General features: G+C 72.3%; 16 protein-coding genes. 7 read left to right on the top strand and 9 right to left on the bottom strand.

The features are described 5' to 3' along the window. The first annotated feature begins 72 nt into the window (after positions 1-72). The gene (locus tag ABL310_RS10045; protein WP_349371535.1) at positions 73-792 is read left to right on the top strand and encodes a Crp/Fnr family transcriptional regulator; all 720 of its coding nucleotides are present in this window, start codon (positions 73-75) and stop codon (positions 790-792) included. A gap of 275 nt (positions 793-1,067) precedes the next feature. Here ABL310_RS10045 and ABL310_RS10050 read toward each other — a convergent pair whose 3' ends face one another. Genes ABL310_RS10050 through ABL310_RS10075 form a run of 6 tightly spaced genes read right to left on the bottom strand, consistent with a single transcriptional unit; the run spans position 1,068 to position 4,114 of the window. Next, positions 1,068-2,048 carry a pyruvate dehydrogenase complex E1 component subunit beta gene (locus ABL310_RS10050; protein WP_349371536.1) on the bottom strand — a complete coding sequence of 327 codons (981 nt, stop codon included), beginning with the start codon at positions 2,046-2,048 and terminating at the stop codon, positions 1,068-1,070. A 12-nt stretch (positions 2,049-2,060) separates the two neighbouring features. Then, positions 2,061-3,011: a thiamine pyrophosphate-dependent dehydrogenase E1 component subunit alpha gene (locus ABL310_RS10055; protein ID WP_349371537.1), complete on the bottom strand. Its 951-nt coding sequence runs from the start codon at positions 3,009-3,011 to the stop codon at positions 2,061-2,063. A 53-nt stretch (positions 3,012-3,064) separates the two neighbouring features. Further along, positions 3,065-3,259 carry a hypothetical protein gene (locus ABL310_RS10060; protein WP_349371538.1) on the bottom strand — a complete coding sequence of 65 codons (195 nt, stop codon included), beginning with the start codon at positions 3,257-3,259 and terminating at the stop codon, positions 3,065-3,067. Between the two features lie 22 nt (positions 3,260-3,281). Continuing rightward, positions 3,282-3,707: a hypothetical protein gene (locus ABL310_RS10065; RefSeq protein ID WP_349371539.1), complete on the bottom strand. Its 426-nt coding sequence runs from the start codon at positions 3,705-3,707 to the stop codon at positions 3,282-3,284. Between the two features lie 51 nt (positions 3,708-3,758). Further along, complete coding sequence (locus ABL310_RS10070) at positions 3,759-3,956, bottom strand: hypothetical protein (protein ID WP_349371540.1); 198 nt, start codon at positions 3,954-3,956, stop codon at positions 3,759-3,761. A 17-nt stretch (positions 3,957-3,973) separates the two neighbouring features. Next, entirely contained in the window at positions 3,974-4,114 is a 141-nt protein-coding gene (locus ABL310_RS10075) for a hypothetical protein (protein WP_349371541.1), read from the bottom strand. A 306-nt stretch (positions 4,115-4,420) separates the two neighbouring features. Here ABL310_RS10075 and ABL310_RS10080 point away from each other — a divergent pair, with 306 nt between their 5' ends. From ABL310_RS10080 to ABL310_RS10095, 4 genes are read left to right on the top strand one after another with little or no spacing between them, the layout of a single operon-like run. Then, a complete protein-coding gene (locus ABL310_RS10080) occupies positions 4,421-6,790 on the top strand; it encodes a HAMP domain-containing sensor histidine kinase (protein WP_349371542.1) in 2,370 nt (789 codons plus the stop codon). 11 nt (positions 6,791-6,801) lie between these two features. Beyond that, a complete protein-coding gene (locus tag ABL310_RS10085; protein WP_349371543.1) occupies positions 6,802-8,403 on the top strand; it encodes an ABC transporter substrate-binding protein in 1,602 nt (533 codons plus the stop codon). A gap of 37 nt (positions 8,404-8,440) precedes the next feature. Next, positions 8,441-10,180 (top strand): DUF3369 domain-containing protein, encoded by a 1,740-nt coding sequence (locus ABL310_RS10090; RefSeq protein WP_349371544.1) that lies wholly within the window; start codon positions 8,441-8,443, stop codon positions 10,178-10,180. Next, positions 10,177-10,914, top strand: a complete 738-nt coding sequence (locus tag ABL310_RS10095) for a response regulator (RefSeq protein ID WP_349371545.1) — start codon at positions 10,177-10,179, stop codon at positions 10,912-10,914. Before ABL310_RS10090 ends, ABL310_RS10095 begins: the two co-directional genes overlap by 4 nt. 18 nt (positions 10,915-10,932) lie before the next feature. On the opposite strand, the gene ABL310_RS10100 is transcribed toward ABL310_RS10095, so the two are convergent. Genes ABL310_RS10100 through ABL310_RS10110 form a run of 3 tightly spaced genes read right to left on the bottom strand, consistent with a single transcriptional unit; the run spans position 10,933 to position 11,710 of the window. Further along, complete coding sequence (locus ABL310_RS10100; protein ID WP_349371546.1) at positions 10,933-11,061, bottom strand: hypothetical protein; 129 nt, start codon at positions 11,059-11,061, stop codon at positions 10,933-10,935. A 25-nt stretch (positions 11,062-11,086) separates the two neighbouring features. After that, complete coding sequence (locus ABL310_RS10105) at positions 11,087-11,461, bottom strand: hypothetical protein (RefSeq protein WP_349371547.1); 375 nt, start codon at positions 11,459-11,461, stop codon at positions 11,087-11,089. An 18-nt stretch (positions 11,462-11,479) separates the two neighbouring features. Continuing rightward, positions 11,480-11,710: a DUF1127 domain-containing protein gene (locus ABL310_RS10110; protein ID WP_349371548.1), complete on the bottom strand. Its 231-nt coding sequence runs from the start codon at positions 11,708-11,710 to the stop codon at positions 11,480-11,482. Positions 11,711-11,979: 269 nt separating this feature from the next. On the opposite strand from ABL310_RS10110, the gene ABL310_RS10115 reads away from it, so the two are divergent. Together ABL310_RS10115 and ABL310_RS10120 are read left to right on the top strand one after the other, a co-directional pair. Continuing rightward, positions 11,980-12,618, top strand: a complete 639-nt coding sequence (locus ABL310_RS10115) for a TetR/AcrR family transcriptional regulator (RefSeq protein ID WP_349371549.1) — start codon at positions 11,980-11,982, stop codon at positions 12,616-12,618. Beyond that, positions 12,615-13,412, top strand: coding sequence for an enoyl-CoA hydratase/isomerase family protein (locus ABL310_RS10120; RefSeq protein ID WP_349371550.1), 798 nt, complete (start codon positions 12,615-12,617; stop codon positions 13,410-13,412). Before ABL310_RS10115 ends, ABL310_RS10120 begins: the two co-directional genes overlap by 4 nt. Positions 13,413-13,517 lie beyond the last annotated feature (105 nt).

The following is a 13,517-nucleotide window of genomic DNA, read 5'->3' on the forward strand; positions in this document are numbered from 1 at the left end:
TCTTTAGATCGGGCGCCGGCGAACCGCCGTCCGTGCACACGATCCGCCTTGATGCGAGAAAGGACCGACGCCTTGATCGAGGAACTCCGCCGCAATGCGGTGCTCGCGGCGCTCCGCTCGGATGCCCTCGTCGAGGTCGCCCGCCATGCCGAGATCCGAACGGTGCGCTCGGGCGAGGTGCTCTATTCGCGGGACACGGCGTTCACGCAGGCGATCTTCCCGCTCGACTGCGTCGTCTCGCTGATGATCGCGGAGGAGGATCGCCTGGTCGAGGCGGCGAGCATCGGGCGGGAGGGCTTCGTCGGCGTCGCCCTGCTGTTTCGCGAGCGGCGGGCCTTGAGCAGCTCGACGGTCCAGGTTTCCGGACGAGCGGCGTTCGTTCCGATGCAGGCGCTCGAGGAGGCGTTTCCACGATTCGCGTGCATCCAGGACGCGATGCTCGCATATGCGCAGCGCTTCATCGCCGAGTTGATGGTCTCGGTCTCCTGTCTGCGCCTCCATCGGGCCGACCGCCGCGTCGCTCTGTGGCTGAGCCGCGCGTTCGCGCGCACCGGCACCGCGTCGATCGAGATCACCCATCAGGCTCTGTCCGAGGCGCTCGGGCTGCGTCGGGCGACGGTGACGGAGGCCTGCCTCGATCTGCAGAGCGCGGGGACGATCGACGGGGGCCGCGGCTGGATCACGTTGTGCGATCCGGAGGCGCTGGCGGAAGCGGCGTGCCCCTGCCACGGGCGTCTGGAGCGTCTCCACGCAACGGGCGCGCCGCGGCTTCCGTCCCACGATCGCAGCTGATCGCCCGCTCCGGTAAGACCGTTTCGCAGCGGCACATGTTCGCGCCGTAACGGATCAGGGCGATGGTTCACACGTGCCGCGTGCATCGGATCGCCGCCGCCGGCGGCGGGCGTCGCGTCCCGCGATCGGACACGGAAAAATTTCGTTGCGGAACGGATTTTTTACGGCTGACCGGCTCGGAGGGCTCGCAATGATCGCCGACCCCGATGGCTTGCAGGCCTGAATCGTAGCGGGACCGCGGCCCGAGGCGACCGCGGTCCCGCATCGCGCGATCGTCAGGACGCGTCGCGCAGGCGCTCCACGCCGAGGAGACGGCCCACGGCCGCGACCACGTCGTGCGCCTGGGGCGCGTAGGCCTGCTCGAGCGGGAAGCTCGCCGGGGCGGGCGCGTCGGGGCCAGTGAGCCGCACGATCGGCGCGCGCAGGGCCGCGAAGCCCTCCTCGGCAACGAGCGCCGCGATCTCCGCGCCGACGCCGCAGATGCGGCTCGCCTCGTGGACGACCACGAGCCGGCCGGTCTTGCGCACCGAGCGCAGGATCGCCGCCTCGTCGAGGGGCTTGATGGTGCGCAGGTCGATCACCTCGCACGAGACCCCCTCCGCCGCGAGCGTCTCGGCGGCGGCGAGGCAGGCGCCCATGGTCTTGGCGTAGGAGACGAGGGTCACGTCCGTCCCCTCCCGTCGCACGGCGGCGACGCCGAGCGGGATCGGCCCGGCGTCCTCGGCGACCTCGCCCGGGACGTAGCCGAGCGCGATGTCGTTGAAGAACAGGACCGGGTTGTCGTCGCGGATCGCGGCCTGGAGCAGGCCGTTGGTGTCGGCGGGCGTCGAGGGCATCACGACCTTCAGGCCGGGCGCATGGGCGAACCAAGCCTCGATGTCGTGGTTGTGCTGCGAGCCCACGCCCCAGCCTCCGCCCGTCATGGTCATCACCACCATGGGGAAGGAGAACTGGCCGTTGGAGAGATAGCGCAGCTTGCCCGCGCTGTTCACGATCTCGTCCATGGCGTAGCAGAGGAACGGCGCGAACAGCAGGTCGACGACGGGGCGCAGGCCCGTCGCCGCGGCGCCCGCCGCGGTCCCGGCGACGATGCCCTCGGCGAGCGGCGTGTTGCGCACGCGCGCGGCCCCGAACTCGGCGAGGAGGTCGCGGCGCTTGGTGGCGACGCCCTCGCCGAAGATCATCACGCGGGGATCGCGTCGCATCTCGGCGAGGAGAGCGGCGCCGAGCGCGTCGTTGGCGGTCATGGTCGGCATGGTCGGCTCTCCTCAGGCGGCGTAGACGGCGGTCGTCGTCTCGGCGACGTCCGGATAGGGGCTCGCCTCGGCGAAGGCGACGGCGCGGGCGATCCGCTGGGCGGCGGCGTCCTCGATGGCGCGGATGGTCGGGACCGGGGAGCCGGCGTCGAGGAGGCGGGAGCGCAGGGCCGCGATCGGGTCGCGGTCGCGCCAGGTCGAGAGCTCGACCGGATCGACGTAGGCCTGGTCGTCCGGCTCGAAATGGCCGCGCAGGCGGTAGGTCGAAAGCTCCAGCAGGAAGGGCTTGCGCGTGCGCCGGATCTCGGCGGCCGCCTGCGCCGCCGCGTCGTGCACCGCCTCGACGTCGTTGCCGTCGACGCTCGCCCAGCCCATCCCGTAATGCGCCGCCTGCGGGCCGACGCGCTCGGCGAGCGTCGTCTCCTTGCGGTGCACGAAGGCCTGCCAGGAATTGTTCTCGCAGACGTACAGGATGGGCAGATTCCACACGGCCGCCAGGTTCAGCGACTCGTGGAAGCGGCCCTGGGCGGCGGCGCCGTCGCCGAAGAAGCAGGCGACGATGCCCGCCCCGCCGAGCATCGAGCGCGACAGGGCGACGCCCGTCGCGAGGCCGAGCTCGCCGCCGACGATGGTGGAGGTCAGCACGACGCCGAGCTCCTCGGCGGCGATGTGGAGCGAGCCGCTCTTGCCGCCGCAATAGCCGTCGCGCTTGCCCATCACCTCGGCCATCATCCGGCCGGGATCGGCGCCGCGGGCCAGCAGATGCCCGGCGCTGCGGTGGTTCGTCAGGATCGTGTCGTCCTTCGCGAGCGCGCTCACCACGCCGACGGCGCAGGCTTCCTGGCCGACGGAGGTGCAGGTGCCGGCGGCCTTGCCGTCGGCGTGCAGGGACACGAGCGCCTCCTCGTAGGCGCGGATGAGCGTCATCAGCTCGAAAGCCTTGAGCCGTTGCTGGCCGTCCATGTGGATCTCCTGTGGTCGGCTTGAGTCGCTGGGGCCGGGGCGCGGTGCGCGCCTCAGGCGGCCGCGCGGATGGATCGAGAGCCGCAGGCGCGGCACGGGATCGCGACGGGCGCCGCGATCTGGCGCATCGCGCCGCAGGCGGCGCAGGTCGCCGTCGCCGGAACGAGCGGGCGCGGGCCCGCCGCCATGGCGCGGGCGAGCGCGTCGCTCGGCCCGGTCACGGCGCAAAGAGGGAAGGGGGCGTTCATCGGGCGTTTCCTCGTCTCGAGCTCAGAGCGCGCGGGTCTCGACCGCGTCCGCCGTCGCGTCGGTCGTCGCGACCTGCGTGCGGGTCGCCTTGAAGCCGGCGATCAGGAACAGCACCACGGAGACGACCGTGATCGCCTCGCCGGCGAGCAGCATCGGCACGCCGATCGCCTCGTTGCCGCTGACGACCAGGCCGAGGCCGACGAGCATCGGCGGCAAGCCGACGAGGGCGCTCCAGAAATGCGCCGACGCGAGCTTGGTCGCCGCAGCGGCGGGGAAGAGGCGGTAGAAGGCCCCGTAGATGAAGAAGCCGACCCAGCCCAGCAGGTTGACGTGAACGTGCACCGGCCTGAGCGTGAAGTCGCTGGTCGCGCCCATGGCCACGCCGAGACCGACGCCGACGGCGAAGAAGACGAAGGCGGCGCGGAAGAAGCGGTTGGAGAGGGTCATCTGGGTTCGGTCCTGTTTTCCGGTTACTGGTTTCGAGCGCGCGCGCGGCGCTCAGGGCTTGTTGGCGAGGCGGATGTCGAAGCGGGCGATGCCGCGCTCGCGCATCTCGTCGTCGTCGAGGCGCAGCCCGCGCCGGCCGAGCCGGCGCAGCTTCAGGCGAAGCCGAAGCCACGCGCGGACGAGCAGGCTGCGCCGGCGCAGGCGCGGCGCGCTCTCGGCTTCGTAGAGAGTGTGACGGGCGATGATCATGGCTCGTGATCTCGTGCTCAGGTTCGCTGTCCGGAGACCGCGAGCGGGCGGGGCGCCTTGATCTCCTCGATCAGGGCGGCGACCTCCCGCAGCCGGCGGGCGCGCGCCTCCTCGGGGCGTTCCTCGGCTCGCTCTCGGCGCTTGAAGAAGACTTGCATCGCTCGGGCCTCCGTCGTGTGGCCCGGGATGTGTAGGAGCCGTGGATTTCCTGCGAATTGCGTAGCGAAAGGGCAGATCGGAACCTTCGTTTCGCGTGACGCGCCGCGTGTGGCGTAAATGTTTCGTCGGGCGCGCGCCGCGAAACAAACGCCGCCGACGACGACATGCGCACGCAATCGCGCGCGCGTAGGAGAGGGGACGCGTCGTGCCGCTTGGAGCGTGTGCGTCGCGGGTGTAAGAGTCCTCGCCGTCCGCGTCGCGCCCACGCCTCGTTCGGATGGCGCGACTTACGGGCGACGTGCAGCATGCGGATATCGAGCAAGATCGCGCTCGTCGGCGGCATCCCGATCGCCATCGCGGCGGCGATCGCGGTGGCGGCGTGGCTGCTGCTGGGCCAGGCGGAGCGCGCCCGCAACGGCTCGGCGCTCGCCGGCGCGACCTATCGCGAGATCGCCGACCTGACCCGCACCAGCGACGACTACGTCCGTGCGCTGCCGACCCGTCGCGTGGAGCACGCGATCCGCTTCTCCATCCTGGCCGACAGCGCGGAGGCGACCCTCATCGCCCTCGTCTCGGCCGAGGTCGAGGAGAGCCGCCAGACCTCCGCCCGGCGCCTGCGCGACTCGCTGCGGACCTATCGCGCGCAGATGGACGACCTCGTGGCGCTGACCACGCGGACCGACGCGCTGATCGCGGAGATGGGCCTGCGCGCTTCCGAGCTGATCGCGCTCGCCGACCAGGCTCGCGAGCGTCAGCGCGCCTCCAACGCCGACATCGCCGAGACGCTCGCCGACGGCGACCGGCAGATGAGGCTCGCCCGGGACATCGTCGACGCGGCGCAGGAGGCCCGCGCCGCCGTGCTCGCGCTCGAGGCGATGCGTCTGTCGCGGGAGACGACGCCCAGCGCCTTTCTCGATCCGGAGCGCGCCCGCCGCGTCCGCTTCGGCCAGGCGCGCCTGCGCAACGCGTCGCTCGATCTCGCCGCCGCCCTGCAGACGGCGGCGCGCGCCGAGGAGGCCGCTCGCGCCGAGGCTGCGCTCGCGGCCTATGCCGAGGCCGTCGAGGCGCGCGGCGCCGAGCGGATCCTGCGCCGCGCCGACAGGACCGCGGCCGAGGTGACGGCCTATGTCGACGACCTGATCAAGATCCACGCGAGCGAGCAGCGCGCCCTCCACGACGAGACCGGCCAGCTCTTCGCCTATTCCGTCGAGGCGGCGGAGACCGAGCAGGCCACCCAGAACGTCGCTGTCGAGACCCTCAAGCTCGGCCGGCGCACCGCCGACGCCCTGGCGAGCCGCGACGTCGCGACCGTCGACGCCGTCCTCGCCGAAAGCCGGGCGCTGCTCGAGCGGATGGCCGCCCTGCCGATCTCGCCCCTGATCCAGACCGAGATGATCGACGCCATCGAGGACTGGAGCGGGCGGCTGTCGACGACGGCCCTGGGCCTCTCGGAGCAGAACGCGCTGCTCCTCGAGATGGGGCGCACCGCGCAGTCGATGCTGCTCGGCGCCCAGGACCTCAACGACGTGCTCGCCGGTCACGCCCATCGCATCGGCGAGACCGTGCGGCGCATCCTCGTGCTCGGCGCCGCCTTCGGCCTGCTGCTCGGCACGCTCGCCGCCTTCGTCGTCGCGCGCTCGATCACGCGGCCGGTTCGGCGCCTGCGCGAGGACATGCTCCACCTCGCCCGCGACCCCACCGCCGGCGTGATCGCGCCGCCCAAGGAGGGCTGGGGGCTCGGCCGCGACGGGCGCATCCGCGACGAGCTCACCTCGATGGCGCACGCCGTCAACGTCTTCGTCACCGAGATCGGCCGGCGCGAGAGCGACCTGCGCCGCGCCAAGGACGAGGTCGACGCCGCCCTCGACGAGCTGCGCCGCACCCAGGCGGACCTGATCCAGGCCGAGAAGCTCGCCTCGCTGGGCCAGCTCGTCGCCGGCGTCGCCCACGAGATCAACACCCCGCTCGGCGTCGCGCTCACCACGGCGACGACGCTCGAGGGCGAGGTCGGACGGCTGCGCACCAGCGTCGCCAGCGGCCGGGTCCTGCGTTCCGAGCTCGACCGCACGCTCGCGCGCCTCACCGAGGGCGCGGGCCTCGTCCACGTGAACCTCGCCCGCGCCGCCGACATGGTGCAGAGCTTCAAGCGCGTCGCCGCCGACCAGACGAGCGAGGACCGCCGCCGCTTCGACATGGCCGAGTGGCTGCGCGAGCTCCTCACCAGCCTCGGCCCCGCCTTGCGCAAGCGCGGCCACGAGGTCGAGACCGAATGCCCGGCCGATCTCGTGCTCGACACCTATCCCGGCGCCCTCGCGCAGGTGCTCACCAACCTGATCATGAACGCCGTCGACCACGCCTTCGCCGAGGGCGAGGTCGGCCGCATGCGCCTCGTCGTGGAGCGCCGCGGCGCGAACGGCGTGCGCATCGTCTTCTCCGACGACGGCCGCGGCATCGCGCCCGAGAGCGCGGCCAGGGTGTTCGAGCCCTTCTACACCACCGCCCGCGAGCGCGGAAACACGGGGCTCGGCCTGCACATCGTCTACAACCTGGTCACCGCCAAGCTGATGGGCAAGATCGAGCTCGACGCCCGCGCCGGGGAGGGCGCGCGCTTCGTCATCGACCTGCCCCTCTCGCCCGAGCGCGGCGAGGAGCCCGTGAACGTCGCCGCCCAATGAGGATGACACCGATGCGCCCGACCCTCGCCGCTCTCGCCTCGTTCCTCCTCGCGGGCCTCGCCCTCGCCGCGGCGCCGGCCGCGGCGAAGACCCTCGTCTTCTGCTCGGAGGGCGAGCCGGAAGCGCTCAACCCCCAGCTCGTCACCACGACCACCGGCATGAACGCGGCGCGCCCGATGTTCGATTCCCTCGTCGAGTTCGAGGCCGGCGGCGCGCGTCTCGTCCCCGGCCTCGCCGAGAGCTGGGAGATCTCGCAGGACGGGCTCGAATACGTCTTCCGCCTGCGTGCGGGCGTGCCCTTCCACACTCGCGAGGACTTCACGCCGACACGCCCCATGAACGCCGAGGACGTGCTGTTCTCGCTCGAGCGGCAATGGAAGGAGGATCACCCCTTCCACCACGTCTCGGGCGGGCGCTACGACTATTTCAAGGACAACGGCATGGGCGAGCTGCTCGAATCCATCGAGGCGCTCGACCCCATGACCGTGCGCATCCGGCTCACGCGCCCCCACGCGCCGTTCCTCGCGACGCTCGCCGATCCGTTCAACGCCATCCTCTCCGCCGAATACGCCGCGACCCTGCTGGAGACGGGCGCGCCCGAGGCGCTCGACGCGCGGCCGATCGGCACCGGCCCCTTCGTGCTCGTCGACTATCGCGAGACCGTCGCCGTGCGCTACCGGGCCTTCGAGAACTATTGGGGCGGGCGCCAGCCCATCGACCGGCTCGTCTTCTCCATCACGCCGAACCCGGCCGTGCGCCTCGCCAAGCTGCGCGCCGGCGAGTGCCACGTCATGGCCTTCCCTGATCCCGCCGACGTCGCGACCATCGCCGCCGACCCGGATCTCGTCCTGCTCGAGCAGGAAGGCCTCAACATCGGCTACATGGCCATGAACGTGACGATGGAGCCCTTCGACGATCCGCGCGTGCGCCAGGCGATCAGCCACGCCATCGACAAGCAAGCGATCATCGACACGGTCTACGGCGGCGCCGGCCTCGCCGCCAAGAACCCGATCCCGCCGACGCTCTGGGCCTACAACGACGCCATCGCGCCCGATCCCGTCGACATCGACGCCGCCCAGCGCCTCCTCGCCGAGGCCGGCCTCGCCGACGGCTTCGAGAGCGCGCTCTGGTACATGCCGGTGAGCCGCCCCTACGCGCCGGACGGCAAGCGCATCGCCGAGATGATCCAGGCGGACCTCTCCAAGCTCGGCATCCGCCTCGCGCTGAAGACCGCCGACTGGGACGCCTATCGCCTCACCCTCCAGGCGGGCGAGGCGCCCATGGGCCTGTTCGGCTGGACCGGCGACAACGGCGATCCCGACAATTTCCTCAACGTGCTGCTCGGCTGCACCGCCGCGCGCCCCGGCGGCAACAACGTCGCCAAATGGTGCGACCCGGCCTACGATTCCCTCGTCACCCGGGCGCGCGAAATCTCCGACCAGGACGCGCGCACGGCGCTCTACCACGAGGCGCAGGAGATCGTCGCCCGGGAGCGGCCCTGGATCCCGCTCGCCCATTCCGTGGTGTTCATGGCGGCCCGTAAGGAAGTGGTGGGTTTCGTCATGGACCCGCTCGGCCGGCATCTGTTCAAGGGCGTCGACCTGGTACAATGATGGCGACGATGAGCCGCCCAACCGTGCGGGATCTGTCATGAACGAAGACGTCGTCGAGATCGTCGAGGACGATCCTCAGGGGAAGCCGACCGAGGCGGGCGCCTGGACCGTGCTCGTCGTCGACGACGACGCGGCGGTGCACGAGGGCACGCGCTTCGCCCTGTTCGACTACGAGCTCGACGGCCGGTCGCTCGAGATCCTCTCCGCCTACTCGGCGCGCGAGGGCAAGGAGATCCTCGCCGCCCGCCCGGACGTCGCCATCGTCCTCCTCGACGTGGTGATGGAGACGGACGACGCCGGCCTGAGGCTCGTCGACGAGATCCGCCGCGAGCTCGGCAATCGCACGGTGCGCATCATCCTGCGCACTGGCCAGCCCGGCCAGGCGCCGGAGCGCGCCGTCATCGTCGATTACGACATCAACGACTACAAGGCGAAGACCGAGCTCACCGCCGACAAGCTCTTCACCTCCGTCACCGCGGCGCTCCGCGGCTACCAGCAGCTCGAGCGCCTCGAGGCGACCCGGCGCGGGCTCGAGATCATCGTCGACGCCGCCTCGATGCTGTTCGACCTGCGCTCCGTGCGCAAGCTGGCGCAGGGCGTCCTCACCCAGATCGCGACGCTGCTGGGCGTCGACTGCGCCGGCATCCTCGTCCTGCGCGAGAGCGGGCAGGGGGAGGACATCGCCGTCCTCGCCGGCTCCGGCTGCTATCGCGACCATTCCGGCTCGGGCTCGTCGCTGAGCGAGGAGCTGCGGACCTGCGTGCGCGACGCGCTGGAGCGTCGCGGCCACGCCTTCGAGGGCGTGCGCACCGTGCTCTATTCGCGCACCGGCAGCGGCCGCGAGGTCGTCGTCGTGATCGAATCCGCCCGGCCCCTGTCCGAGACCGACCGGGCCCTGGTCGAGCTGTTCTCGAGCCGGCTCTCCGTCGCCTTCGACAACGTGCTTCTCTACGAGGAGCTGCAGGAGGCCAATGCCCGGCTGGAGGAGCGCGTCGTGGCGCGCACCTCCGAGCTGATCCGCGCCAATCGCCGGCTCGCCGACCAGCGCGCCGACCTGCGCCGGGCGAACCAGCTGAAAAGCGAGATCCTCGGCACCGTCGCGCACGACCTGAAGAACCCGCTCGCCGTCATCCTCGGCCGCGCCGAGATGCTGGAGGACCTCCTCGGCATGCCCGAGCCCGCGCGCGACACGATGCGCGCCCAGGTCGGCCACATCCGCGAGACCGCCCGCCAGCTTACCGACATGGTCGGAACGCTCGTCGCCGACGCCATGAACGACGCCCTCGACATCTCCATCCGCCGCGAGCCCCTCGACCTCGCCGCCCTCGCCCGCGAGGTGATCGAGGCGAACCGCCCGCTCGCCGAGCGCAAGGGCCAGGCGATCGCGCTGGAGGCGCCCGCGCCCGTGCCGGCCATCGGCGATCAGGACCGGCTGCGCGAGGCGATCGAGAACCTCGTCTCCAACGCCATCAAGTACAGCCCGATCGGCGCGCCCATCTCCGTCGCGGTGACCGGCGAGACCGAAGAGGCGGCGGTCGCCGTGCGCGACCGGGGGCCCGGCCTGATGCCGGAGGACGTCGCGCGCGTCTTCGGCCGCTTCCAGCGCCTCTCCGCCAAGCCCACCGCCGGCGAGGGCTCCACCGGCCTCGGCCTCTCCATCGTGCGCCGCATCGCCGAATTGCACGGCGGCGAGGCGCAGGCGACGAGCCCGGGGCCTGGGCTCGGCGCCACCTTCACCATCCGCATTCCCTCGTCCAACGGAAATCCCGCCGCATGAGCGCCGCCGCCCGCATCCTCGTCGTCGACGACGAGCCCGCCGCCCGGGAGATGGTCGGCGACTATCTGAAGATGCACGGCTTCGAGGTCGGCCTGTGCGACGGCGGCGCCAGCCTGTTCGCCGCGCTCGAGCGGGGCGCGGCCGATCTCGTCGTGCTCGATCTCAACATGCCGGAGGAGGACGGGCTCTCGATCGTGCGCCGGCTCAAGGCCGCGCGCGCCCTTCCTGTGATCATGCTCACCGCGACCGCGAGCCCGATCGACCGCGTGGTCGGCCTGGAGCTCGGCGCGGACGATTACGTCGCCAAGCCCTGCGAGCTGCGCGAGCTCGTCGCGCGCATCCGCTCGGTGCTGCGCCGCGGCGCGACCGGCGGGCCGGCGCCGGCGGGCAACGGCGCGGCGGCGGACATGGCGGAGAACGTCGTGCGCTTCGGCACGAAATGGCTGCATCTCGACAGCTATCAGCTGCGCGACGACGACGGCGGGCGGCTCGTGCTGACCCGCTCGGAATTCGCTCTGCTGAAGGCGTTTCACGATCACCCGTCGCGGGTCTTGTCGCGCGATCGGCTGCTCGACCTCGCCGACGCCCGCGATCCGGACGCCTTCGACCGCTCGATCGACGTGCGCATCACGCGCATGCGGCGCAAGATCGAGCCGGATCCGGCGCGGCCGCGCTACATCAAGACGGTGCGCGGCGCCGGCTACATCTACCATCCGAGCGGGCTCGACGACTGACCCCGCCGGACGGCGGGATCAGAGGGCGGCGAGGCCGAAGGCGAGGACGGTCGTCGCGGTGAGCGAGAGCGTGAAGCCGAGCGTGGCGGCGCGCCAGGACGGCGCCTTCGGCTGCGCGGTCGGGGCGGGGGCGATGGTCGCGGACATCGGGGACCTCCTGGGTGCGGGCGGATCAGCGGGCGGCGACCTGCTCGAGCGTCGTGCGCACGAGGGCGGAGGTCGCGGGTCCGACGCGCTGCTCGATCGTGACGACGCGCACCAGGCGCGCGGGCTCGTCGGCGGTCGCGGGACGCAGGCAGGTCGGGGCGTCGTTCAGCCAGGGACGCGGATCGCAATGGGCGATCGCGCCCGGCGCGAGCCGGTCGCCGCGCCCGTTCAGGCCGGGCTCGAACGCCGCGAGAGCGGCGCTGTCCGTCGCCGGGCCCGCACCGTAGGCGGGGAGCCGGTCCTGGTGCTTCTGCGGAGCCACGCTGGCGTTCAGCGCGAAGGGTGCGGCGAAGGCGGCGGCGAGAAGGCCACAGAAGGCGAGGCGGCGAAGGGCGGGCATGGCGGTCTCCTCTTTGGTTCAGGTGCGCCAGAAGGGTTTCGAGGCTTCCTCCCCCGCCTCGAAGCGGCTGACGCCGATGTCGGCGAGCATGCGCGGCGACATCTCGGCGAGGGCCCGACGGCCGGCGGCGCGGCGGCGCCACTGGAGGATCGTCGCGACGACGCGGGCGAGGGCGGAGGGCGTGCGCGCCGGCAGGGCCGGGGCGGCGGCGGGGAGGACGGCGAGGTGGCGGTCGGTCAGGGTCGACATCGGGGGTCTCTCTGGTCTCTGGGGTCTTCGTCGTCGCGAGCCGGCATTCGGTTCAAAGCCGCATCGCGACGGACGCCACCCTGGAACGGCCGCGTTTCCCCACGACGTCGCGGAGCGTCGCTTTTGTTTCAGCCGGTTTTCGTCGCGTCGCGTCACCCGATCGGATGACCGCGTCGCCGCTCCGTCTCGCCGGCTGCGCAGCCCCGCTTGACGGAACCCTCGCTCCGGCCGAATATGAAGACTGGTTCACCTTTCATGTGGACGCGCCCGTGCCCGAGCCCGCCCCGAGCCCCAAAGCCGCCTCGCCCCCCAAGCCGCCCAGCCCGAAAACCGCCCGCGGCGAGGCCACACGCCGCGCCATTCTCGACGCCGCGCAGCGCGTCATCGGGGCGGTGGGCTTCAACGACGCCTCGATCACCGCGATCACGCGGGAGGCGCGGGTCGCGTCGGGGACGTTCTACATCTACTTCCGCTCGAAGGAGGAGGTGTTCGAGGCGCTCGTTCTCGACATGGGCCGCTCCCTGCGCCGGGCGCTCACCGCCGCGACCGAGGGCGCGCCCGACCGGCTCGCCGCCGAGAAGGCGGGCCTGCGCGCCTTCCTCGCCTTCGTCATCGCCCACCCGTCGCTCTACCGCATCATCCGCGAGGCTTTGTTCGTCGCCCCCGCCGTCTACCGCGCCTATTTCCAGTCCTTCGCCGACGGCTATCGCGAAGGGCTCGCGGCGGCGGCCGCCCGCGGCGAGATCCGCCCCGGCGACGACGAGACCCGCGCCTGGATGCTGATCGGGATTTCCGTCACCCTCGGCGAGCGCTACGTCGTCTTCGGCGAGACCCGCCCGGTCGAGGAGCTCGTCGAGGGCGCGCACGCCATGATCCTGCACGGGCTCACGCCGGGGGAGCGCCCGTGACGCCCGGCCGCCTCGCCACCCTCGCGATCGACGGCCCCGCCGCGCGGGTGACGCTGGCGCGCCCGCAGCGCCACAACGCCCTCGTGCCCGAGCTCCTCGCCGACCTACGCGCCGCCCTCGCCGAGGCCTGCGCCTCGCCGGCGCGGACGATCGTGCTCGCGGGGGAGGGGCGCTCCTTCTCCACCGGCGGCGACGTCGGCGCCTTCCGCGATGCGGCCGCGCGAGGCGAGGCGGCCTTGCGCGCCTATGCCGGCGAGATCGTCGGGCTGCTCAACGCCGCGATCCTCGACCTCGTCGCCGCCCCCGTGCCCGTCATCGCGTCCGTGCGGGGCGCGGTGACCGGCGGCGCGGCCGGCCTCGTCCTCGCCGCCGATCTCGTCGCGCTCGCCGACGACGCTTTCCTGCAGCCCTGGTACGGCGCCGTCGGCTTCGCCCCCGACGGCGGCTGGACGGCCCTCCTGCCCGAGCGCATCGGGCCGCAGCGCGCCCTCGGCGCCCAGGCGGTGAACGCCCGCATCGCCGCGCCGGACGCGCTGCGCCTCGGCCTCGCCGACGCCGTCACGCCCGCCGCCGCGCTGGAGGACACCGTCTCGGCCTGGCTCGCGGCCATCGCCGAGCAGGACCGCGAGACCCTGCGCGCCGCGCGCCGGCTCGTCTGGGACGACGCCCGCCGCGCCGCCCTCGCCCTGCGGCTCGAGGCCGAACGGCAGGCCTTCCTCGCCCTCGTGGTCCGCCCCGAGACCCGCGCGGGCATGGAGGCCTTCCTCGCCCGCCGCGGCCGGCCGGCGGCATAGCCCGAGGGTGGACGCATGAACGCATCTCATCGAGCAGGATGTGGACTGCCTGACCCTCCGGGTCGTGCACGCGCAACGCGTCATCGCTCCTTCCCTGTAGGGGAA

The sequence above is a fragment of the Salinarimonas sp. genome, from assembly GCF_040111675.1.
Classification (GTDB): Bacteria; Pseudomonadota; Alphaproteobacteria; order Rhizobiales; family Beijerinckiaceae; genus Salinarimonas.